Annotated in this window: 22 protein-coding genes; 13 read left to right on the top strand and 9 right to left on the bottom strand. The window is 67.6% G+C overall.

Going from position 1 to position 20,002, the window contains the following annotated elements; translation table 11 throughout:
* Window positions 1–250: 250 nt before the first annotated feature.
* Together ACZ6O0_RS44060 and ACZ6O0_RS44055 are read right to left on the bottom strand one after the other, a co-directional pair.
* On the bottom strand, window positions 251–1,468 hold the full coding sequence (locus ACZ6O0_RS44060; protein WP_465771103.1) for a sensor histidine kinase: 1,218 nt from the start codon (window positions 1,466–1,468) through the stop codon (window positions 251–253).
* On the bottom strand, window positions 1,465–2,121 hold the full coding sequence (locus ACZ6O0_RS44055) for a response regulator transcription factor (protein WP_465771102.1): 657 nt from the start codon (window positions 2,119–2,121) through the stop codon (window positions 1,465–1,467). Before ACZ6O0_RS44055 ends, ACZ6O0_RS44060 begins: the two co-directional genes overlap by 4 nt.
* A gap of 112 nt (window positions 2,122–2,233) precedes the next feature.
* On the opposite strand from ACZ6O0_RS44055, the gene ACZ6O0_RS44050 reads away from it, so the two are divergent.
* The 4 genes from ACZ6O0_RS44050 to ACZ6O0_RS44035 are packed head-to-tail and all read left to right on the top strand — an operon-like array spanning window position 2,234 to window position 5,653.
* The gene (locus tag ACZ6O0_RS44050) at window positions 2,234–2,740 is read left to right on the top strand and encodes a hypothetical protein (RefSeq protein WP_465771101.1); all 507 of its coding nucleotides are present in this window, start codon (window positions 2,234–2,236) and stop codon (window positions 2,738–2,740) included.
* Entirely contained in the window at window positions 2,740–3,792 is a 1,053-nt protein-coding gene (locus ACZ6O0_RS44045) for a peptidoglycan-binding protein (RefSeq protein WP_465771100.1), read from the top strand. The genes ACZ6O0_RS44050 and ACZ6O0_RS44045 overlap by 1 nt, the downstream gene beginning before the upstream one ends.
* Window positions 3,789–4,454: an ABC transporter ATP-binding protein gene (locus tag ACZ6O0_RS44040; protein WP_465771099.1), complete on the top strand. Its 666-nt coding sequence runs from the start codon at window positions 3,789–3,791 to the stop codon at window positions 4,452–4,454. The genes ACZ6O0_RS44045 and ACZ6O0_RS44040 overlap by 4 nt, the downstream gene beginning before the upstream one ends.
* The gene (locus ACZ6O0_RS44035) at window positions 4,451–5,653 is read left to right on the top strand and encodes an ABC transporter permease (RefSeq protein ID WP_465771098.1); all 1,203 of its coding nucleotides are present in this window, start codon (window positions 4,451–4,453) and stop codon (window positions 5,651–5,653) included. The genes ACZ6O0_RS44040 and ACZ6O0_RS44035 overlap by 4 nt, the downstream gene beginning before the upstream one ends.
* On the opposite strand, the gene ACZ6O0_RS44030 is transcribed toward ACZ6O0_RS44035, so the two are convergent.
* A complete protein-coding gene (locus tag ACZ6O0_RS44030) occupies window positions 5,640–6,587 on the bottom strand; it encodes a complex I subunit 1/NuoH family protein (protein WP_465771097.1) in 948 nt (315 codons plus the stop codon). The genes ACZ6O0_RS44035 and ACZ6O0_RS44030 overlap by 14 nt on opposite strands.
* A gap of 85 nt (window positions 6,588–6,672) precedes the next feature.
* Here ACZ6O0_RS44030 and ACZ6O0_RS44025 point away from each other — a divergent pair, with 85 nt between their 5' ends.
* Window positions 6,673–7,488 carry an SDR family oxidoreductase gene (locus tag ACZ6O0_RS44025; protein WP_465771096.1) on the top strand — a complete coding sequence of 272 codons (816 nt, stop codon included), beginning with the start codon at window positions 6,673–6,675 and terminating at the stop codon, window positions 7,486–7,488.
* 13 nt (window positions 7,489–7,501) lie between these two features.
* Here ACZ6O0_RS44025 and ACZ6O0_RS44020 read toward each other — a convergent pair whose 3' ends face one another.
* The 3 genes from ACZ6O0_RS44020 to ACZ6O0_RS44010 are packed head-to-tail and all read right to left on the bottom strand — an operon-like array spanning window position 7,502 to window position 9,664.
* Window positions 7,502–8,266, bottom strand: a complete 765-nt coding sequence (locus ACZ6O0_RS44020) for an NADH-quinone oxidoreductase subunit C (protein ID WP_465771095.1) — start codon at window positions 8,264–8,266, stop codon at window positions 7,502–7,504.
* Window positions 8,263–8,814, bottom strand: coding sequence for an NADH-quinone oxidoreductase subunit B (locus ACZ6O0_RS44015; protein ID WP_465771094.1), 552 nt, complete (start codon window positions 8,812–8,814; stop codon window positions 8,263–8,265). The genes ACZ6O0_RS44020 and ACZ6O0_RS44015 overlap by 4 nt, the downstream gene beginning before the upstream one ends.
* 4 nt (window positions 8,815–8,818) lie before the next feature.
* Entirely contained in the window at window positions 8,819–9,664 is an 846-nt protein-coding gene (locus tag ACZ6O0_RS44010; RefSeq protein ID WP_465771093.1) for an alpha/beta fold hydrolase, read from the bottom strand.
* 84 nt (window positions 9,665–9,748) lie between these two features.
* Between ACZ6O0_RS44010 and ACZ6O0_RS44005 the strand changes: the two genes are divergently transcribed.
* From ACZ6O0_RS44005 to ACZ6O0_RS43980, 6 genes are all read left to right on the top strand, one after another.
* A complete protein-coding gene (locus ACZ6O0_RS44005; RefSeq protein ID WP_465771092.1) occupies window positions 9,749–11,206 on the top strand; it encodes a purine-cytosine permease family protein in 1,458 nt (485 codons plus the stop codon).
* Window positions 11,206–11,718 carry a cysteine hydrolase family protein gene (locus ACZ6O0_RS44000; RefSeq protein WP_465771091.1) on the top strand — a complete coding sequence of 171 codons (513 nt, stop codon included), beginning with the start codon at window positions 11,206–11,208 and terminating at the stop codon, window positions 11,716–11,718. Before ACZ6O0_RS44005 ends, ACZ6O0_RS44000 begins: the two co-directional genes overlap by 1 nt.
* Window positions 11,718–12,428 (top strand): GntR family transcriptional regulator, encoded by a 711-nt coding sequence (locus tag ACZ6O0_RS43995; protein WP_465771090.1) that lies wholly within the window; start codon window positions 11,718–11,720, stop codon window positions 12,426–12,428. Before ACZ6O0_RS44000 ends, ACZ6O0_RS43995 begins: the two co-directional genes overlap by 1 nt.
* A gap of 454 nt (window positions 12,429–12,882) precedes the next feature.
* Complete coding sequence (locus tag ACZ6O0_RS43990; protein WP_465771089.1) at window positions 12,883–13,827, top strand: type IV toxin-antitoxin system AbiEi family antitoxin domain-containing protein; 945 nt, start codon at window positions 12,883–12,885, stop codon at window positions 13,825–13,827.
* Entirely contained in the window at window positions 13,730–14,665 is a 936-nt protein-coding gene (locus tag ACZ6O0_RS43985) for a nucleotidyl transferase AbiEii/AbiGii toxin family protein (RefSeq protein WP_465771088.1), read from the top strand. Before ACZ6O0_RS43990 ends, ACZ6O0_RS43985 begins: the two co-directional genes overlap by 98 nt.
* Before the next feature lie 1,104 nt (window positions 14,666–15,769).
* Window positions 15,770–16,111, top strand: coding sequence for a hypothetical protein (locus tag ACZ6O0_RS43980; protein ID WP_465771087.1), 342 nt, complete (start codon window positions 15,770–15,772; stop codon window positions 16,109–16,111).
* Window positions 16,112–16,137: 26 nt separating this feature from the next.
* Here the strand turns inward: ACZ6O0_RS43980 and ACZ6O0_RS43975 are convergent, their stop codons facing one another.
* Window positions 16,138–16,800 (bottom strand): hypothetical protein, encoded by a 663-nt coding sequence (locus ACZ6O0_RS43975; RefSeq protein ID WP_465771085.1) that lies wholly within the window; start codon window positions 16,798–16,800, stop codon window positions 16,138–16,140.
* Window positions 16,801–16,897: 97 nt separating this feature from the next.
* The gene (locus ACZ6O0_RS43970) at window positions 16,898–17,578 is read right to left on the bottom strand and encodes a hypothetical protein (protein WP_465771084.1); all 681 of its coding nucleotides are present in this window, start codon (window positions 17,576–17,578) and stop codon (window positions 16,898–16,900) included.
* A gap of 306 nt (window positions 17,579–17,884) precedes the next feature.
* Between ACZ6O0_RS43970 and ACZ6O0_RS43965 the strand changes: the two genes are divergently transcribed.
* Together ACZ6O0_RS43965 and ACZ6O0_RS43960 are read left to right on the top strand one after the other, a co-directional pair.
* A complete protein-coding gene (locus ACZ6O0_RS43965; RefSeq protein ID WP_465771083.1) occupies window positions 17,885–18,073 on the top strand; it encodes a hypothetical protein in 189 nt (62 codons plus the stop codon).
* A gap of 178 nt (window positions 18,074–18,251) precedes the next feature.
* Window positions 18,252–19,112: a phosphotransferase enzyme family protein gene (locus ACZ6O0_RS43960; RefSeq protein ID WP_465771082.1), complete on the top strand. Its 861-nt coding sequence runs from the start codon at window positions 18,252–18,254 to the stop codon at window positions 19,110–19,112.
* 35 nt (window positions 19,113–19,147) lie between these two features.
* On the opposite strand, the gene ACZ6O0_RS43955 is transcribed toward ACZ6O0_RS43960, so the two are convergent.
* Window positions 19,148–19,792, bottom strand: a complete 645-nt coding sequence (locus tag ACZ6O0_RS43955) for a cupin domain-containing protein (RefSeq protein ID WP_465771081.1) — start codon at window positions 19,790–19,792, stop codon at window positions 19,148–19,150.
* Between the last annotated feature and the right edge of the window lie 210 nt (window positions 19,793–20,002).

The raw sequence follows: 20,002 nt of genomic DNA, 5'->3' as shown, positions 1-20,002 counted from the left end.
CACCGAGGAGAACTCCCAAACCGCAGGCGCGATCAGCGCCTAACCCGACAACGACGAAGGACCAAACGTCGTACACCACCTCACGGGACTTGACCCGGTGTCCTTTCACTACCACTGCCGCACCCGCAGCAGTCCGTCCGCCGATCTCAGTTGGGCGGAGGGCGGTCCGCGGCGCCGCCGGAGGCGGCTAATAGAACTGCCGCCGCGCAGCGGTGTCCTTTGCGGGAGGCGGTGTGCTTTGCGGAGGTGGCTAGGTGGGGTCGCGGAGGAGGGTGACGGTGATTTCCAGGCCGCCTGCTTCGCGGGGGATGGCTTTGATGGTGCCGTGGTGGGCTTCGGTTACTGAGCGGACGATCGAGAGGCCCAGGCCGGCGCCTTTGCCGGTGACGAGGCGTTCGGTGCCCAGGCGGTAGAAGGGTTTGAAGAGGGAGTCGATCTCGTACGGCGGGATTTCGGGGCCGGTGTTGGTGACGACGAGCTCTACATGGTCGCCGACGGTGTTGCTGAGAACGCGGACCCAGCGGTCGCCCTCGGCGAGGTTGTGGCGGATGCCGTTCTCGACGAGGTTGTGGACCAGGCGTTCCAGGAGCAAGGCGTCGCCGCGGGTCGGCGAATCGCCGGGGCCGCGGATGAGCTCGATGCCGGCTGCCCCCGCTTCGGGGGCGAGTTGAGCGGTGACGTGGTTGACGACGTCGGCGAGGTTGACGGGGTAGACGGCGGTGAGGGCCTTCTCGGAGTCGGCGAGGATCAGGAGGCCGTCGATGAGTTGTTCGTGGCGGGCGTTGATGGTGAGGAGGCTCTCGCCGAGCTCCTTCACGTCGGGAGACGCCGTACGGCGGTGCATCGCGACTTCGACGAGGGCGCGGCCGAGGGTCAGCGGGGTGCGGAGTTCGTGGGAGGCGTTGGCGACGAAGCGGCGTTGGCCGTCGAAGGAGTGGTCGAGGCGCTCGACCATGGTGTCGAAGGCGTCGGCCAGGTTCTTCACCTCGTCGTCGGGGCCGCGCAGGGCGATCCGCTCGTGCAGACCGTGTCCGGCGGCGGGTGCTGACGCAATGCGCCGGGCAGTCTCGGTGACCTGGTGCAGGGGTGCCAGGACTCGGCCGGCGACCAGCCAGCCGAAGCCGGCTGCCAATCCGGCCACCACGACCAGTGCGATGCTGCCCTGGGTCAGGAACGACTTGATCGCCGCCTGGCGGACCTGTTCGCGCTGCTGCTCGAGCACCCGCTCGGCGTCCGAGCCAGTCAGCACGTCGCCGTCTTTGTTCATCACATAGACCTGGTTCGGCTTCGGCGGTGCACCAGTGGAAGGTGCCGGGCTGAGGTACGTGCCCTGCACGATCACCCGGTACTGCTGCCCGAGGTTGTTGCTGAACAGCGCATAGGTGACACCGAGCAGCAGTACTCCGGCCACCATGAACAGACCGCCATAGATCAGCGTGAGCCGCCCCCGCAGCGTCAGCCGCCTCACGGGATGCGGTACCCGACGCCGGTGACGGTCTCCACCAGTGCCGGCTCCCCCAGCTTCCGGCGCAGCTTGAGGATGGTCAGCCGGACCGCTCCGGTGAACGGATCCACGTGCTCGTCCCATGCCTTCTCCAGCAGTTGTTCGGCCGACACCGTGGCGCCGTCGGCTCGGAGTAGTTCCGCGAGTACGGCGAACTCCTTCTTCGACAGCGGCACGTACCGACCGTCCCGGAACACCTCGTGCCGGGCCGGATCGAGCGTCACACCGGCACGACGCAGTACGGGCGGGTCCGCCGGACGACTCCGCCGCCCCAGGGCCAGCACCCGGGCCGCCAGCTCGGCGAAGGCGAACGGCTTGGTCAGGTAGTCGTCCGCACCCAGTCCGAGCCCGGAAACCCGGTCGGTGACCGCAGCCGCCGCCGTCAGCATCAGTACTCGCGTGGCCGAGCCGGACTCCACCAACTGCCGGCACACCTCGTCTCCGTGGACGACGGGGATGTCGCGATCCAGGACGAGTACGTCGTACGCGTTCACAGCCAGCCGTTCGAGCGCGGCGCCGCCGTCCCCGGTCACATCGACGGCATGCGCGTCGTCGCGCAACCACTCCGCGATCGCTGCCGCCAGCAACGGTTCGTCCTCGACCACCAGCACACGCACGCCTCCCATGATCCCCGACAGCGGTGTTTCCCCAGTGTTAGCGCCCACGGAAACGGTGCGGAAACGGCGTCCGGCGAAGGCTGTCAGGCCTGAACCGATCCAAGGAGAGATGATGCGCAAGACCACTCTGGCCGTCGTCCTGGCGGCGTTCCTGCTGGCCGGATGCGGCGCGAAGGATCCCGGCACGCAGGTCGCCTCGGGCACTGGCGCCCAGCCCCAGTCCACCGCGCCGAGCAGTGCGCCGGCCAGCCTGAGCCGGGACGAGATGGCGGTCAAGTTCACGCAGTGCCTGCGGGAACAAGGGCTGAACGTGCCGGACCCAGAGCCCGGCAAGCCGCCGATGTTCAAGTTCGACAAGAGCTCCGGCGTCAGTCCGGAGCAGGTCCAGAAGGCGATGGAGGCGTGCCAGCAGTACAACCCGCAGGGCGAGAGCAGCGCGAACCCGCAGCAGGACGAGAACGGCCGCAAGTTCGCGGAGTGCATGCGGAAGAACGGCGTGGAGAAGTTCCCGGACCCCACGCCCGGTCAGCGCGGCGTCATGATCGGCCCGGAGGTCGGTGAGGACCCCGACTTCCAGAAGGCGCAGCAGACCTGCCAGCCGATTCTGGCAGGCAAGTGATGCGCAGAGCCTGGACCGCTGTGGTCGTCCTGGCCGCCGGAGGGGCCGTCAGCGCCTTCCTGGTGAACCGGGGCGACACCAGCCAAGCAGCGAACCAGACCGCGCAGGCACTGCCGGTCAACACCGCCAAGGTCACCCAGCAGACCCTCAAGGACACCGAGACCGAGGACGGTGACCTCGGCTTCGGTACGACGTCCACCGCGGTCACCCGGGTCGCGGGGACGATCACCGGCCTGCCCGACAGCGGTCAGGAACTCAAACGCGGCAACACCGTCTACAGCGTCGACAACAAGCCGACCACGCTCCTGTACGGCGCACTCCCGGCGTACCGGCGACTCGCGAACGGCAGCGAGGGCACTGACGTCCTGCAACTCGAGCAGAACCTCAGTGCGATGGGTTACACCGGCTTCACCGTCGACGACGAGTACACCGCGGCCACGGCGGAAGCGGTCGAGGAATGGCAGGAGGACCTCGGCCTCGACGAGACCGGTGTGGTCGAACTCGGCAGTGTCCTCTTCGCACCCGGCCACATCCGCGTCGACAGCGTGGAAGCGCAGGAGGGCGCACCGATCGGCCCGACCCAGAACGTGCTCACCTACACCGGCACCGAGAAAGCGGTCACGGTCGAACTGGACGTCGCCGACCAGCGCCTGGCCAAGCCCGACGCAGCGGTCACCGTCGCGCTACCGGACGGGAAGACCGTCCCCGGCCGGGTGGACAAGGTGTCGACGAAGATCATCCCGGCCGACAGCCCGGACAAGGACCCGGAGACCAAGGTCGAGGTGATCGTTGCCATCGACAACCAGAAGGCGGTGGCGGCCTGGTCGCTCGCGTCCGTCGACGTCACCTTCACCGCCTCGGAACGCAAGAACGTGCTGACCGTCCCGGTGGCCGCGCTGGTCGCGCTGCGCGAGGGCGGCTTCGGGGTCGAGGTCACCGACGGTACGTCGTCGCACTACGTGCCGGTGAAGACCGGCCTGTTCGCGAGCGGTCAGGTCGAGATCAGCGGCACCGGGATCAAGGCCGGCGCCGCGGTGGGGATCCCGAAGTGATCGAGCTGACCGAGGTGACCAAGGTGTACCCGGGCGGCGTGACCGCCCTCGGCGGCGTCAGTCTGCGGATCGACCGCGGTGAGCTGGTCGCGATCGTCGGGCCGTCCGGCTCCGGCAAGTCGACGATGCTCAACGTGCTCGGCACGCTCGACCGGCCGACCTCCGGCACGGTCCGGATCGACCGGTACGACGTGGCGCGGCTCTCGGACTCGGGTCTGTCCGCGCTCCGGGCGACCCGGATCGGCTTCGTGTTCCAGCAGTTCCACCTGGCGTCCGGCGTACGGGCGCTGGACAACGTGGCGGACGGGCTCCTCTACTCGGGTCTGCGGCCGGCCGTACGGCGGAAGCGGGCCGCGGCTGCCCTGGAACGGGTCGGGCTCGGCCACCGGATGGACCACGAACCGCATGAGCTGTCCGGCGGTGAGCGGCAGCGGGTCGCGGTGGCACGGGCGGTCGCCGGCGAACCCGCCGTACTGCTGGCCGATGAGCCGACCGGCGCGCTGGACTCGGCGTCGGGTGCCGGGGTGATGGAACTGCTCCGGGACCTGCACGCAGCGGGTACGACGGTCGTCGTCATCACGCACGACCGCGACATCGCCGCGTCTCTGCCCCGCCAGGTGCGGATGCGGGACGGCGTCATCCTCGAGGAGGTACGGGCATGAACGGCGAACTCAAACCCGCAAGCCTCGGGCCAAGGGATGTCGTCCGGGTCGGGGCGGTCGGACTGCGAACGCGGCCGACGCGAGCCTTCCTCTCCGCCCTGGGCATCGCGATCGGGATCGCCGCGATGGTCGCCGTGGTCGGCATCTCGTCGTCCTCGCGGGCCGAGCTCGACGGCCAACTCGATGCCCTAGGCACCAATCTGCTGACCGTCACCCCGGGCACCAAGCTGACCGGCGAACAGGCGCAGCTACCGCTCGCCGCGGAGGCGATGGTCCGCCGGATCGGCCCGGTCCGCGCCGAGGCCGCGGTCGGCAAGGTGGACGACGCCTCGGTCTACCGGAGCACCAAGATCCCGGCCGTCGAGACCAACGGCATCATCCCGTACGCCGCTCGTACGAACCTGCTCGACACCATCGGCGCGACCGTCCGCAGCGGGAAGTGGCTGGACGCGGCGACCGGCAGCTATCCGGCGACCGTGCTCGGGGCGAGCGCCGCCGACCGGCTCGGGATCACCAAGGCGGGTCCGGACACCCAGGTGCTGATCGGCAACAAGCGGTTCACCGTACTCGGCATTCTCGAGCCGGCGGCGCTCGCGCCCGAACTGGACAGCGCCGTGCTGATGGGCTGGCCGGCGGCGACCAGCACGCTCGACTTCGACGGGCATCCGACGACCATCTACACCCGGTCCGACGACGCCCAGGTGGAGGCGGTCCGATCGGTGCTCGGGGCAACGGCCAACCCGGAGGCGCCGAACGAGGTCGACGTGTCCCGGCCGTCCGACGCCCTCGCCGCGAAGCAGGCCGCGGGCCAGGCCTTCACCGGGCTGCTGCTCGGGCTCGGTGCGGTCGCGCTGCTGGTCGGTGGGGTCGGGGTGGCCAACATCATGGTGATCTCGGTGCTGGAACGGCGGGCCGAAATCGGTTTGCGCCGGTCGCTCGGGGCGACCCGCGGGCAGATCCGGACCCAGTTCCTGACCGAGTCCCTGTTGCTGTCCGCGCTGGGCGGCGCCGGCGGGGCGTTGCTCGGATCCGCGGTCACCGCGGCGTACGCGTCGTACCAGAACTGGCTGACGGTCATCCCCGTCTGGTCGCTAGCCGGCGGGGTCGCGGCAACGCTAGTGATCGGTGGACTGGCAGGTCTCTATCCGGCCATCCGGGCTGCCCGCCTATCGCCTACAGAAGCTCTCAGAACAGGGTGACGCCGATGCCGGTGAGCGCTAACTGGAGGAGCGCCACCGGCACCAGGCCTTGCCAGGCGAGCTTCTGGAGCTGGTCGGCGCGCATCCGCGGGAACGAGACGCGGACCCAGATCACCACGACCGCCACGAAGGCGACCTTCACCAGAGTCCAGATCCAGCCGATCGACTCCGGTCCCGGACCACTCCAGCCACCCAGGAACAGCACGGTCGTCAGACCCGCGAGGATCACGATCCCGGCGTACTCGGCGAGCAGGAACATCGCGAACCGGAGCCCGGTGTACTCGGTGTAGGGGCCGAAGATGACCTCGGAGTCCGCGACCGGCATGTCGAACGGCGGCCGCTGCAACTCGGCCAGGCCGGCGATGAAGAACACGATCATGCCGGGCAGCTGCCAGAGCAGCCACCACGGGTTCCACGCGTGGGCGATGCCGGTCAGGTCGAGGGTGCCGGCCGCGACCGCGACGCTCGCCGCGGACAGGACGAACGGCAGCTCGTAGCTCATCAGCTGTGCCGCGACCCGGAGCCCGCCGAGCAGGCTGTACTTGTTGCCGCTCCCCCACCCGGCCATCAGCGATCCGAGCACGCCGATGCTCATCACCGCGAGCACGAAGAACAGACCGGAGTCGAGGTCCGCCCCGACGATGCCCGGCGCGAGCGGAATGGCGGCGAGGGCGGCCATGTACGGCAGGATCGCGACGATCGGGGCCCACTCGAACACCCGCCGGTCCGCGGCGGCCGGGACCACGCTCTCCTTCTGGACGAACTTCACGCCGTCCGCGACCAGCTGCGCCCAGCCGTGGAAGGCACCGGCGTACATCGGGCCGAGCCGTGACTGCATGTGCGCCATCACCTTGTGCTCGGCCTGACCGACCAGCAAGGGCGCCACCAGGAAGGCGACCAGGACGCCCACCACCCGCACCACGAACTCCAGCATGACCGCACCCTATCGACTCCGGCTTGACCTCAACCACCGTTCAGGTCCAAAGGTGGGTCGGGTGAACACGCTGAAGGAGACTCAGATGACCACCGTTCTCGTCACCGGAGCGACCGGGCGCGTCGGCCGGCACGTCGTGGAAGGGTTGCGCGCGGCGGGCGTGACCGTTCGGGCGCTCGTGCGTACGCCGGACGCCGCGGAGCTGCCGCCGGACGTCGAGTTGGTCCAGGGCGATCTCTACGATCCGGCCACGGTACGACGGGCTGCGGGCGACGTGGATGCGGCGTTCCTGCTGTGGCCGTCGTTCGATGCGTCCGGCGCTGCCGCGGTCGTGGCGGAACTGCCGAAGCGCGTGGTGTACCTGTCGTCGTTGAGCGCGCCGTCCGGCGGGGTGTGGGGTGAGGTCGAGCAGTTGTTGCGGGACGCGGGGAAGGACTGGACGTTCGTGCGGCCGGGTGGGTTCGCGGTGAACGCGCAGGCTTGGGCTCGGGAGTTCCGCTCGGGCGATGTGCTCCGGCTGCCGTACCCAGAGGCGGGGCGCTCGCTGATTCACGAGCGGGACATTGCGGCGGTCGGCGTACTCGCGTTGCTGGACGATCGGCATGTCGGTGAGGCGTACGAGTTGACCGGGCCGGAGGTGCTGACGCAAGCCGAGCAGGTGGAGGCGATCGCGCGGGCCGTCGGCAAGAGGATGCGCATCGAAGGGCTGTCCGGGGCGGAGGCTCGTCAGGCGATGCTGGACCAGGGCGCTCCGGCCGCGATCGCTGAGAGTGCGGTCACCTACTGGTCGACGCTCGTCGAGAACCCGGAGCCCGTCACCACCACCGTCGCGCGACTCACCGGTCGGCCGGCGCTCACCTTCGACGACTGGGCCGAAGAACACGCCGACGAGTTCCGCTGAACGCCGGCCGCGGTCACGCCTGCGGGTCGGCGGGCGGCTGGTCGGCCGACGGCTCCGCAGCGGGTGGCTGCTCGGCGGGTTCGGTTTGTTTGCGGGCTCGGCGTTCGCCGGGGGCTCGGCGGGGACGGGCGGGGGTGGCGGCGGCCTCTGCGGGAGCCAGGGGGCTGGGGTCGGGCGAGCCGGGTGGGCGAGGACCCCAGGTCTCCGGGTCGGGGACGCCCGGCGGAAGGGTGCGGCGACGGCTGGGCGCGCCGGCGGGGGCGTGGTCGGACTCGCCAGGCTCCTTGGCGCCGGGCCACGGCTTGGCCACCCGGGAGGCGAGGATGAACTCCTTGCGCAGCGGGTTGCCCTCGAAGCCGTCGGGCAGCAGCAACGGGATCAGGTTCGGGTGATCGGTGAACGTGATGCCGAACATCTCGAACGTCTCCCGCTCGTGCCAGTTCGCCCCGGCGTACAGCTCCGACAAGGACGCGAGTACCGGCTTGTCCCGCGGGATCAGCGTGCGGACGAGCACATGCTCGACGTGCGAACCACCCCAGAAGTCGGCGAGGTGCGACACCACCCGGAACCCGTCGCCGAGCTCGTCCGAAGCACTCAGGAAATCGAAGAACGTGAACCCGACCGCGTCCCGCAGCACCTCGTGCGCCGCCACCCAGGACTCCGCCGGTACGTCGATCGCCGCCGGACCGAAGCTGTCCACCGAGGTCGCGGCGATCCCCGCGTGGGTCAGCGCGTTCAGCGCGTCAATGCTCAAGTCCGTGCCCGAGTCGTTGCTCACGGCGTCACCAGGCCGCGGGTCAGCGCCGCGGCGGACGGCTCGTCGTACCGGCTCGTCATGTTCTCGCCGGCGATCTTCTCCTGCAGCTTGAGGATCCCCTGCAGCAGCGCCTCCGGCCGCGGCGGGCAGCCGGGCACGTAGACGTCGACCGGGATGATCTGGTCGACGCCCTTGGTCACGCAATAGGAGTCCCAGTACGGGCCGCCGGAGTTCGAGCAGGAGCCGAACGAGATGACGTACTTCGGCTCCGGCATCTGGTCGTAGAGCCGCTTGATCGCCGGCGCCATCTTGTCCGTCACGGTGCCCGACACCACCATCAGGTCGGCCTGCCGCGGACCGGGCGCGAACGGGATCACGCCCAGCCGGATGAAGTCGTGCCGGCCCATCGACGCCGCGATGAATTCGATCGCGCAACAGGCCAGGCCGAAGTTGAACACCCAGAGCGAGTACTTGCGGCCCCAGTTCAGCAGGTACCGGACCGGTTCGGGCGCGAGCTTCGCCAGCGCACCTACAGCCGGCCGCACCGTCGGCATCCCCAGCTCGGTCATGTGGTCAGCCTAGTCCGACAATCTCCTCCGCGAGGATCTCCGGGTACTCCAGCGGGGCGTAGTGCCCGACACCGTCGACATGCCGGAGCCGTACGTCGCTGAAGAAGTCGTCGATCCGATCCGACCAGGCCCGCGGGAACAGCGGGTCGAACTCGGGCCACAGCACCACCGTCGGTACGGCGATCCGGTCGTACGACGGCGGCGCCATCTCGGCCGCCGACACGGCGACCGACCCCGCGCCGGCCCGGTACCAGCTGATCGACGCCGTGAACGCGCCCGGCTCCGAGTAGACCTCGACCAGGTGATCGAGCTCCGGCTCGAACCCGGGCCCGGACCAGTGGGTCCAGAAGTGCCGCAGGTAGGACCGGACCGCGTCCGGGTTGCCGTCGATCAGCTCCTCGATCACCGGCAGCCGGTGGAACGCCTGGTACCAGAACTCGGCCTGCGCGTGCTCGGAGAACACCCGCTTCCCGATCCCCGGCAACGGCGGCGCGATCACCATCCCGTCGATGAGATCAGGCCGGCTCCGGGCGATCCCCTGGGCGATCCGGCTGCCGACGTCGTACCCGGCGAGCACCGGCCGATCCAGCCCGAGTTCCTCGATCAGCCCGAGCACGCTTCGGCCCTGCGCGGCGACGCCGTACTCCATGGGATCGATGGACTGCTTGTCGGACTCGCCGAACCCGCGCAGATCCGGGACCACCACCTCGAACCCGCGCTCGGCCAGCATCGGCGCCAGCACCCGGTAGTCGGTGCGATCCCCCGGCCAGCCGTGCAGCAGCACCACCGCCGGTCCCTCGCCGATCCGGTCGTACGCCAGTTGGAACCCGTCCACCGCGTTGCTCAGCATGGCATTCATTGTTGACCACACCGACGCGCGGGCCTACCGTGATTGAACAGGACTGAACAGGTCCATTCCTGGGTGGGAGACACCATGGCTGACCAGCTCGAGGTGCAACAGACCCGCGCGCTCTCGGTGGAGAGCAACGGGCTCAACGTGATCGCGGAGGCCGAACGGAAGGGCCGGCCGGCGCAGCTGTTCTGGCCGTGGTTCGCGGCGAACGTCTCCGTGCTCGGCATCAGCTACGGCGCGTTCACGCTCGCCTTCGGGATCTCGTTCTGGCAGGCGGTGATCGCCGGGCTGATCGGAGTCGTCTTCTCGTTCCTGCTCTGCGGGCTGGTCGCGCTGGCCGGCAAGCGCGGTTCGGCGCCGACGATGGTGCTCAGCCGGGCGGCGTTCGGTGTCCGCGGCAACAAACTGCCGTCACTGGTGTCGTGGTTGCTGACGGTCGGCTGGGAGACCGTGCTGACGATCCTGGCGACGCTGGCCACGGCGACCGTGTTCGAGCGCCTCGGCTGGGGCGGCGGCAACCTGACGAAGGTGGTCGCGCTGGTCGTGGTCGGCGTACTGATCGTGGCTTGCGGCGTGCTCGGGTTCGACCTGATCATGCGGGCCCAGACCGTGATCACCGTGGTCACCGGCGTACTGACCGTCGTCTACATCATCCTGGTCGCCGACCAGATCCACTGGAGCACGGTGTCCGCGCTGCCGAGCGGATCGGCGCAGCAGGTGATCGGCGCGCTGGTGTTCCTGATGACCGGCTTCGGGCTCGGCTGGGTGAACGCGGCCGCGGACTACTCCCGGTACCTCCCGCGTAGCGCGTCGAGCCGGGGCGTGGTCGGCTGGACGACGTTCGGCGGCTCGGTGGCTCCCGTCGTACTGCTGGTCTTCGGTCTGCTGCTCGCGGGGTCGTCGGAGGATCTGAGCAAGGCGATCGCGGCCGACCCGATCGGCGCGCTGGCGGAGGCGTTGCCGACCTGGTTCCTGGTGCCGTTCGTGATCGTGGCGGTGCTCGGTCTGGTTGGCGGCGCGGTGCTGGACATCTACTCGTCCGGTCTCGCTCTGCTGTCGCTCGGCGTACCCGTGAAGCGGTACGTTGCGGCCCTCATCGACGGCCTGGTGATGATCGCCGGGACCATCTACGTGGTGTTCTACGGCGGCGAGTTCCTCGGCGAGTTCCAGGGCTTCCTGATCACGCTCGGCGTCCCGATCGCGGCCTGGTGCGGCATCATGCTCGCCGACATCGCGACCCGCCGGCGCGACTACACCAACGACGACCTCTACGCCCCGAACGGCCGGTACGGCGACATCCGGTGGCTGCCGGTACTCACGATGCTCGTTGCCACCGGCATCGGCTGGGGCCTGGTCACGAACACGCTCGCGTCCTGGCTGACCTGGCAGGGCTACCTGCTCGAGCCGCTCGGTCTCGGCGGCAAGGCCGGCGACTGGGCGTACGCCAACCTCGGCGTCCTGGTCGCGCTGGTCGCCGGCTTCGTCGTGCAGCGGTTGGCCGGGGCCGCCGCCGTACGGCAACAGGAGACGATCGCCTGATGGTGCTCGCACTCATCGACCTGCAACGGATCTTCGCCGACCCGGAGTCCGGCTGGGCCACGCCGGACTTCGGCCGGGTGATCGAGCCGACCAAGCAACTGATCGAGCGCTTCGCCCCGCACGTCGTCTTCACCCGCTTCGTGGCCCCGGAGAAACCGACCGGTGCCTGGGTGCCGTACTACGAAGCGTTCCCGTTCGCGCTGCAGCCCCCGGACGCGGACGACTACCAGCTCGTCGACGAGTTCAAGGGCGCTCCAACGCTGGACAAGACCACGTTCGGCGCGTGGGGCCCCGAACTCGCGGCGCGGACGGACGGGCGGCTGGTCCTGGGCGGCGTGACCACGGACTGCTGCGTGATCAGCACGGCCCTCGCCGCGGTCGACGCCGGCATCCACGTGCAGGTGGTCGAAGAGGCGTGCGCCGGGTCCACCGACGACAACCATCACAAGGCGATCGACATCATGCGGCTGTACGCACCGATGCTGGAGATCGTCAGCCTCGACCAGTTGTGATGATGCGGCGCATCTCGTTGAAGCACGAGCGGGTAGCCAAAGTGCTGGCCCGGGAGATCCGGTCGGGCGTCGTACGGCGTGGTGCGCAGCTCCCCGGGGAGGTCGAGCTGGCGCGGCGGTTCTCGGTCAGCCGGAACACGGTCCGCGCGGCCCTCGCCGTACTGGCCGAGGACGAGCTGATCACCACCCGCACCGGCAAGGGATCGTTCGTACTGTTCGACGGGCGCCCGCTGGACGGCCGGCTCGGCTGGACCCACGCGCTGTCCGAACAGGGCGTCGAGACCCGGATGCGAACCATCCGGATCGTCCTCGAGGAAGATCCGTCCCTGGCCGATCAGATCGGGCTCGAATCCCCCGACGTGATCGTGATCGAGCGCGTGCGCCAGCTCCTGGACGGTACGGCGATCTCCCTGGAACGCAGCCGCATCCCCGCCCTGGACCCACTCCGCTCGCTGCCCGACCGCGGTCTCGACAACGGCTCGATCAGCACCACCCTCAACCGCGCCGGCCTCTACCTGGACCACTGCGAACAACGCCTCCGCGGCCGCCCCCTGACCCCCGCCGAAGCCGACCTCCTCAGACGCCCCGAAGGCACCTGGTTCCTCCACACCACCCGCACCAGCTGGACCGCCGACGAACGCTTCGCCGAACACGCCGACGAACTCCTCGACCCCGACCACTACGAACTCAGCCTCTCCTACGGCACCTGACCCCCGCGTGCTACGCGGCGACTCCTCGTCGCTCCGCTCCTCGTCGCAGCCGCTCCGCGCGCTCCCACCCACCCTCCGGCTACCGCCGGCGCATCCTTGCCGACTGCCGTCGGCGGTTTGCTCGCTCCAGCTCGCGTCGACCGCGCCGTGGTGCCGCCGACTCGTGATTGTCGAGCGGGCCCCGGCTATCGCCGGTGCATACTTGCCGGCTGCCGCCGGCGAGTTGCTCGCTACCGCTCGCGTTGACCGCCGGGTCGCGCGATCTGCTCGTGGTCGTCAAGCTGCTGCGCTACGGCCAGGTGGGATCGAGGTGCGCCGACTACTCACCCGAAGGCCAGCCGACGTTGCATCGATGCGACCCTGACTGAATACTTGAAAGGTACCAATCCTTGCCTCTTGATGCTTTGAAAGTAACGTCTAGATGTTACTATCAAAGCACGAGGAGGTGAGTGTCATGCGCGCAGTGGACGTATTGGAATCGCTGGAGCTTCTCGGTTCCAGTCAGTGGGGCCTGGTGACCGCAGCCCAGGCGTACGGGGCAGGTGTGTCCAAGATGCAGCTCTCCCGCCTCGCCGACCGTGGCACAGTGCAGCGTGTCCGTCATGGCGTCTATGCACTCCCCTCGGCCGACACCGGGCCATTGCAGGGTCTGCGTGCAGCCTGGTTGGCCACCGGCAGTCAGCCGGCGGGAAACCAGCCGCTGGCCGTAGTGTCTGGTGAGTCCGCAGCGGCCGTGCACGGACTCGGTGACCTGGTGCCGTCCAAGTATGAATTCACCACCGCGGTACGCCGGCAGACTACGCAGCCAGATACGCGGTACCGCAAGCGCGATCTGCCGGATGGAGACGTCACCTGGGTCAATGGGCTGCCGGTAACCACCGTCGCCCGCACTCTCAAAGACCTGGCTGCCGATGGCACCGACTTCGATCACCTCGCCGCTGCGATCCGCGATGCTGTCGCTACCACCGACGTCGCTCCCGGCACCCTCGCGCAGGCGCTCGAGCCGGCGGCGGAACGGTTCAGGTCTCCCGACGGAAACGCGCTGCTCGTTACTGCGCTCAAGGCAGCTGGTTACCGGCCTGACACCCGGGTTCTGGAGTTGGTGGCCCCGGAGTTGCAGGAGAAGCTCCTCCGAGCACTCGCGCCCCAGCTCCAAAGTGTCATCAGCCAGGCTCTTGCGGAGCAGCTTCGCGAACTGGCACCGAGGATCGACCTCTCCCCAATGACTCAAGACCTGCTCGGCGCAGCAGTTCCTGATCGAACACCAGATGCCGCCCGTCGGCAGGACAGGGATGCCGACGATGGCACAACCACTGACTCAGCTGGAAGCGAATCGCCTCAGAGCGTCCCTGGGGACCAAGCTGGCGAACGAGGCCAAGAGCCGCGGCGTCGCGGCTGATCCGGTCCGCAAGCAGTACATCTTCGCGATCTTCCTCAGCCGCATCTTTCAGGATCACGACGTGCCTTGGGTGCTGCTGGGTGGCAACGCTCTGCTGATCCGGACCGGCGGCGGCCGATTCACCCAGGATGTCGATCTGGCCCGTGAGACGCCGTGGGCCAGTCCCGAAGAGGCGTTGTCCGAGCTCCGGCAGCTTGCCGACCGGCCGTACCACGGAGATCCGTTCGCGTTCGATCTGTATTCGGTGACGATCCAACGGGAAGCTGATCCCTACAGTTATGGGGTCGAAACCGCCAAGGTGAAGGCTCGGGCTCTGCTGGGTGGGCAAGTCTTCGAGAGCTTCAGCATCGACCTCACCACGCGGCGGCACCTCGATGCCCCGGTCGATCGGGTGCGATTGAAACCGGTCATCGATCACGAGACCCTGCAAGACCTGCCGTCGGTCCCCACCACCCCGATCGAACATCACCTTGCAGACAAGATCTGCGCCCTGTACGAACGGCACGGCCCGAACGGTGACGAAACATCGACCCGCTACCGCGATCTGGCTGACGTCGTACGGATCGTTGCAGGGATCCCGTTCGATGCGGTCCGGCTGACTACGGTCCTTCGGCGGGAAGCCGGCCGACGCAAGATGACACTGCCGAACAAGGTCCAAGCGCCGAGTGAAGACTGGGCCGTCGGGTTTCCCCGGGCCGCCGCGGGGTTCGCAGAGTATTCACGAGAGTACTGGGATCTGAACGCGGCGCTGACGTTCTCCGGCACCTGCCTGGACGAGATCCTCACCGGCGAACGAACCAACGGCACCTGGCATCCAGACCGCCGCTCCTGGCAGTAGGACCTACGCCACCGCGGCGGCCCGAACCAACATGACATCCCGAATCGCCTCCACAGATGCCGCCGCGCCTCCTAGCTGCAGCGGCAAACCTGCCGCAGTGAGCTCACCTCGACTTCACATCACGGTGCGCAAGTTTGACTGCGCCTGCGGTTCGGCAAGCCCAGGCCCCATCAGTTCGGCCTCCTCACCGCGATGCTGCGCGCCGTTGACCGCCAGCAATCCCAGTAGTCGCCTGCAACTCGGACCTGTTTGCAGAGCCCGTTTCGTACTTCGAGTCAGCCGGAATCTTCCGAGTACATCGAGGCAATTGCTGGTGGATCCCGAATCGAGCATGGCAACCGCCCCGAATAGGGGCCGGGTGCGCACACGGATAGACCAGCTCGCACTGACCACTCGGGGCCTTGTCTTAATTCTTTATCCAGTCCAAGGCCGCCCTGTCCTGCAACGAGAACGCGTGCACGCTGGCAACAGGCCGCGGAGCCGCTGATTGGCGAGCTACGGGTCAGACATCTGCGGCCGCACTCAAACGTCAAATTCAAGCGGCGGTTGGTCCGGTAACCGCCAACCCGGGCAAGGTGGCCAGCCAGCATTCTCCCGGCACGCGCACCGGGGACTGACGGCGCAGGTGATGCAGGGCGGACACCGATGCGGGAGGAGGAGGCCCGTCGGACGGCACCGGAGCAAGTCAGTATCAAATCGCTCGATTCAGACGCTGGTAGACCGCGCGGCGGGTCAAAGGACGTAGCTCCACAAGGTCCGGATCCCAGCGATTCAAGGCCAATGGCATCCCTCAGCGGACGGCTGAGCAGCCGAAGCCGATTGGACCGCAGCGCGCTGAATGATCCCGCGCGCCGGGGCAACGCCCACCGCCGGCGGTGCGCGCGACGGTGAATAACAAACCCAATGCGGCGCTGCATCTAGATCAACATGGGGACACCACACGGCAGAGCCTGCATGAGGCTACATGACCAGACCGCGGCCGATAAGTCAGCCCGCAGAGATGGACAAGCACTGAGGCTTCCACGCGGCGCTGTGGGCACGACATCAAGATGTTGCTTACCCGCCGTAGTGCGCCCATCATCGAGAGATTGGGGGGTGGTCATCTTGACTGCGTACGAAGTCGTCCTCAGCTCAGCGGCAAAGGTGTTCGTGCGGGAGCTGAAGACCCAGGAGGAACGGATCGCACTGGCGGAGTGTCTGCGCACTGAACTGGGCGGTGACGGTCCGAACGCTGGGGTTGCGTATCGATTCAGTCCTGTCAGGGATGGGCAGAAATGCATCGCTGTCCCGCTGCATTTCAATGCGATCGTCGCGATCTATCGGCCGATGACTTCGGATGAACTCACACGGCTGAAGCGAGAGCAGAACAGGAAAGTCGCCCGGACGGGATACATCGTGTTCGATTTGCTGCCACCAGAGGAAGGCCTTTACCGCCAAAGCGGGTGATTCACAGGCTCGTCATGCCGAAGGTGTCAGCGAGTTGGCGGACTCGTGGTCGTCGCTGGTGAGGCACTGGGGGACGGTGCTGGCGACGCGCCGGGGGACGGTGCTGGCGATTGGCTGGCCGGAGGCGCAGTGGGGGTCGACTCGGCAGGTGGGTTGGCGGCATAAGCAAACAAAAGCACCCCGACGACGGTCACGGCCGCCGCCATACCGAGCTGTGGGTACAGCGCCAGAGACTTTTTCCGCGTCGCGTAGTAGTTCGCATACTGCACGACAGCGTTCGCTGCCTCCCGCAGGCGCGTCGCCTGCTTGGCCTCGTCTGACTCCGCGGAAGATTCCCTGGCCGCATTGTTGGCTGCGATGAGCTTCGCCGACAGATCCGGAACACTCTCGGCTACCTGGGCATACAACTCGTTCTCGTAGTTTTCGAGCTCGTCGAGCAGCTCCGTCGTCGTACTGGTGCCGCGCAAGAGATCCTCGAAGTTCTTGTCAGTCAACTGAGCGAGGCTGATCCAGTCATCGGTGAGGATCCGGCTCGTGCGGAACACCATGTACCCGATCGCCCCCAGCGCCGCCAGAACACCGGCGACAGCGATCCAGAGCCGCAGTTCATTCAGCGCGAGGGAGCCAAGGCTGGTGAGCTGCAGGCCGGCGACTAGAACCCCGCCAACACCGGCGGCTGCAGTCAGCAACCAGCGGACAGTTGTCCTCAACGACGCGGTAGCTGCTGCATAGCTCGCAGCCGGCGTCGCAGCCTCGTCTGCTGGTGATGGCATCAGGCCGCTCGACTCATCGAGCACTCGGGCTTTCGGACACCGGAGCCGAAGACGGCTGATGGACCTCGCGGACTGCCTCTTCGAGCGTGACCAGCGGACGTTCCTCGTCCGCCAGCTCCACCTCACCCCTGTGGGCCTTGTACATGGCGCGGGTGATGTTCTGGTTGATCAAGTACTCCACCAAGTGCTGCGAAACAGGCACGACGATGCCGAGCAGCATCCCATCATTGGTGAGGATGAGAAGTTCCTTGTTCTCGGCGGCCTCCTCGATCCGATGAGCCGACAGGTCTCGAATCCGAACGTTCGCCGACGAAGTGATCGCTTGCTCGCCGGGCGGATTGAACGCGGGGATCAGCCGCCTGACCATCTGACCAGCCGTCGCGAACAGTCGATCACCAGATGTGCGGCCGACAGGCAGATCCGACGCCGCGGCCTCTTCGCGCTGGCTCGTCTCATCGAGCACATCGTCGAGAGTCTCCATCTTGGCAGGGCCCGCCAACTCGATCTCGCCATCAAGCACGTTGGCTCGCACACGCGATGAGTTCTCCTCGACGACGTGCTCAACCCAGGCCTGAATGGTTGGGACCACCACAGCAATCAGGGCTCGGTTGCGCGTCAGTCCCACCATCTCTCCTGCTCGGGCGTAGGCCTCGAGCTTCGAGCCGCGCAGCTCACGAATCTTGATCGTGTCCATGGAGCACCCTCCGTTGCCTGTGGCGCGTGGGCACCGCACCCACTCTCTGAAGTAGCAGCTTACTCGGCTTGTCGACGCTCGTCAACAAGCGTCATCAGGCGTCATCAATCGTCGACGGCCAGTTCAGCGTACCTCGATGCAGCGTCAACGGATACGGGAGCCAGGCTCGGGATCTGAACTGGCCTTCTGCCTAGACCGTAGCGAAGGACGCCGACATTTTGGACAGCCCCGTGTCGACCGCCTGGAACTCAGATCGGATCCGCATCGCAGCCCTCAGCGCCTCAACCCTGCGACACAATCGAATGATTGAGTGCGCCGATCGCGATCTTCGTCGTCATGCGGCTTCCTGAAGCCGAATGCGGATCTGAAGCTGCCCGGCTGGGCGAAGAAGGCCTGATCGTGTGCGCCTGTGGAGATCACCGCTCATTGCACGTCGACTGCATGGGTGATCTCGCCGGAGGCGATGGCGCGGTGCCAGGCGCTCGTGGACTATGACCAGGCGATGTGGAGGGTGGTAGAGATCGTTCGCGGCATTCTGCCCCAGCGATCCTCGAATGCCTGCACAGCAGGCGCGGGTGCGGCGCTGGACTGTGTTTGGGCTCCGAGTGACCCGGGCCGATGATCGGAAAACCCGTCGACCGGCTTGCCTGGTCGGCGATAGCGTCCTGGGTTGATGTGGGGTGAAGTGCGTCCGCCGATGGCGGCTCAGGTCCGTGACGCGTTCGGTGTCGAGGTGGGTGAGTTGCGGGCGCATGCGGGTGGGTTCGAAGCGGATGCGTTCAGCGACGGGCGCTGGTTCGTGAAGCTCTGGCGTCAGCAGCCGGACAGCGACGGCGCGTTGGAGTTGACCGCTGAGTTGGCGGCTCGGGGCATCCCGGTTCCTGCGGCGCAGCGGGCGCTCGACGGCTCGTACACCTCTGAACATGATGGCCGGCGCTATGCGCTGTTTCCGTTCGTTGTGGGCCGTCAAGCAACGCAGGACGACGCCGAGGCGATCGCCCGGGCGATGCGCGCCGTGCACGAGATCGCGGACCTCGGCCTGCCGCGCACCGATATGGACGAGTGGTGCATCGAGGTACTGCGCGACCGGCACGACCACCCTTGGATCGGCGATCGTCGCGGCGAGGTCATGGCCAACGTCGACCGGCTCGAAGCGGTGATCGAACGGGCGCGCGCGATCGACGTACCTCAGGTCGTGTGCCACCACGACCTGTTCCCGCACAACGTCCTCGTCGACCGCGACGGTCGCGTCACGGCGCTGCTCGACTGGGGTCACGCGATGCTGGCGCCGCGCGAGCACGACCTGTTCGCCGCCTTGTGCGAGCCCGAACCTGTGCGCTTCCTGCGGGCGTACGGCGCGGAGGGACTCGACCTCACCCACCTCGAGTACGCCCGGCTGGCCCGTTCGCTGCGCGACCTCGCCGTTCGTATCTCCAATGAGGTCGACCTGGAGGGCATCAACACGTGGGGCTTCGACGGATTGCGCCGAGTCGACGCCGACCTCGAACTCGCCCGGCCGTTCTGCGTTCCCTGAGCAAACGGCGTGGTGCTTGTGTGCAGGGCCGAGGCTTAGCCGTTGATCAGTTGCGTGAACGCTGGGTCGTGGCGGATCGGGTCCAGGTCGGGGTCGGTCTGTGCGGAGGCGCGGAACTCTTCTGACAGCTCGATGGCGCGGCGGAGGTGATCGAGTGCGTCCGTTGTGCGGCCGCAGCGGCTTTCGCAGCACGCGAGGTTGAAGAAGAGCATGGGGTACTGCGGACTTGCGGCGACAAGGGCTCCGAGGCGGTCGGCGACTTCGGCGTACCTGTCGGCCTGGTAGAGCGGTGCGAGCGGAGCCCACAGTTCCCAGCCGCGGGCATCGTAGGGGCCTCCAGGGGTGCCTTCGATCGCGATGATGGTCGTCGCTGCCTGTTTGGCGGAGGCCGTTCGCTTGGTGCGGGGCGGGGCGGAGACGAGAGTTCCTGCCGGTGCGTCGATCTGGTCACCGTCGATCTCGAACACGGCGTGGCCGCGCAGGACGAGAAAGAGTTCCTGGTCGGCGGTGGGGTCGCCTTCGTCGTGCTCGTTGATGACGAGGTCGCCCGCGGCGTGGGCGGTCCAAGCAGTCACCCCGAACGCCGTGATGCCCAACTGGTGCCGGATCGGCCGGTAGTGACAACCTGCGTCGTCGAATTCCTCGATAGCGTCCAGATGCGCAACCACGTAACCAGCCATCGCCCGCCCGGCCCTTCATCAGAGGTTTGCCGGCATCCTAGAAGCGATTGCGGACGTTCTACGTCCGGTTGAACGGAGTTGAGTCCATCAGAGTGGTGTACGGCGAGATCCTGGTGGCGCGTCGCGGGGAACGTGAACGCGGTCATCGGGTGATCCTTCGAGTGATCTCTCACAACCGACTCGAAGAAGGAAACCGCGATGACCGCTGGC

It is taken from the genome of Kribbella sp. NPDC048837 (assembly GCF_055586945.1).
This window is presented reverse-complemented; position numbering and strand designations above follow the sequence as displayed.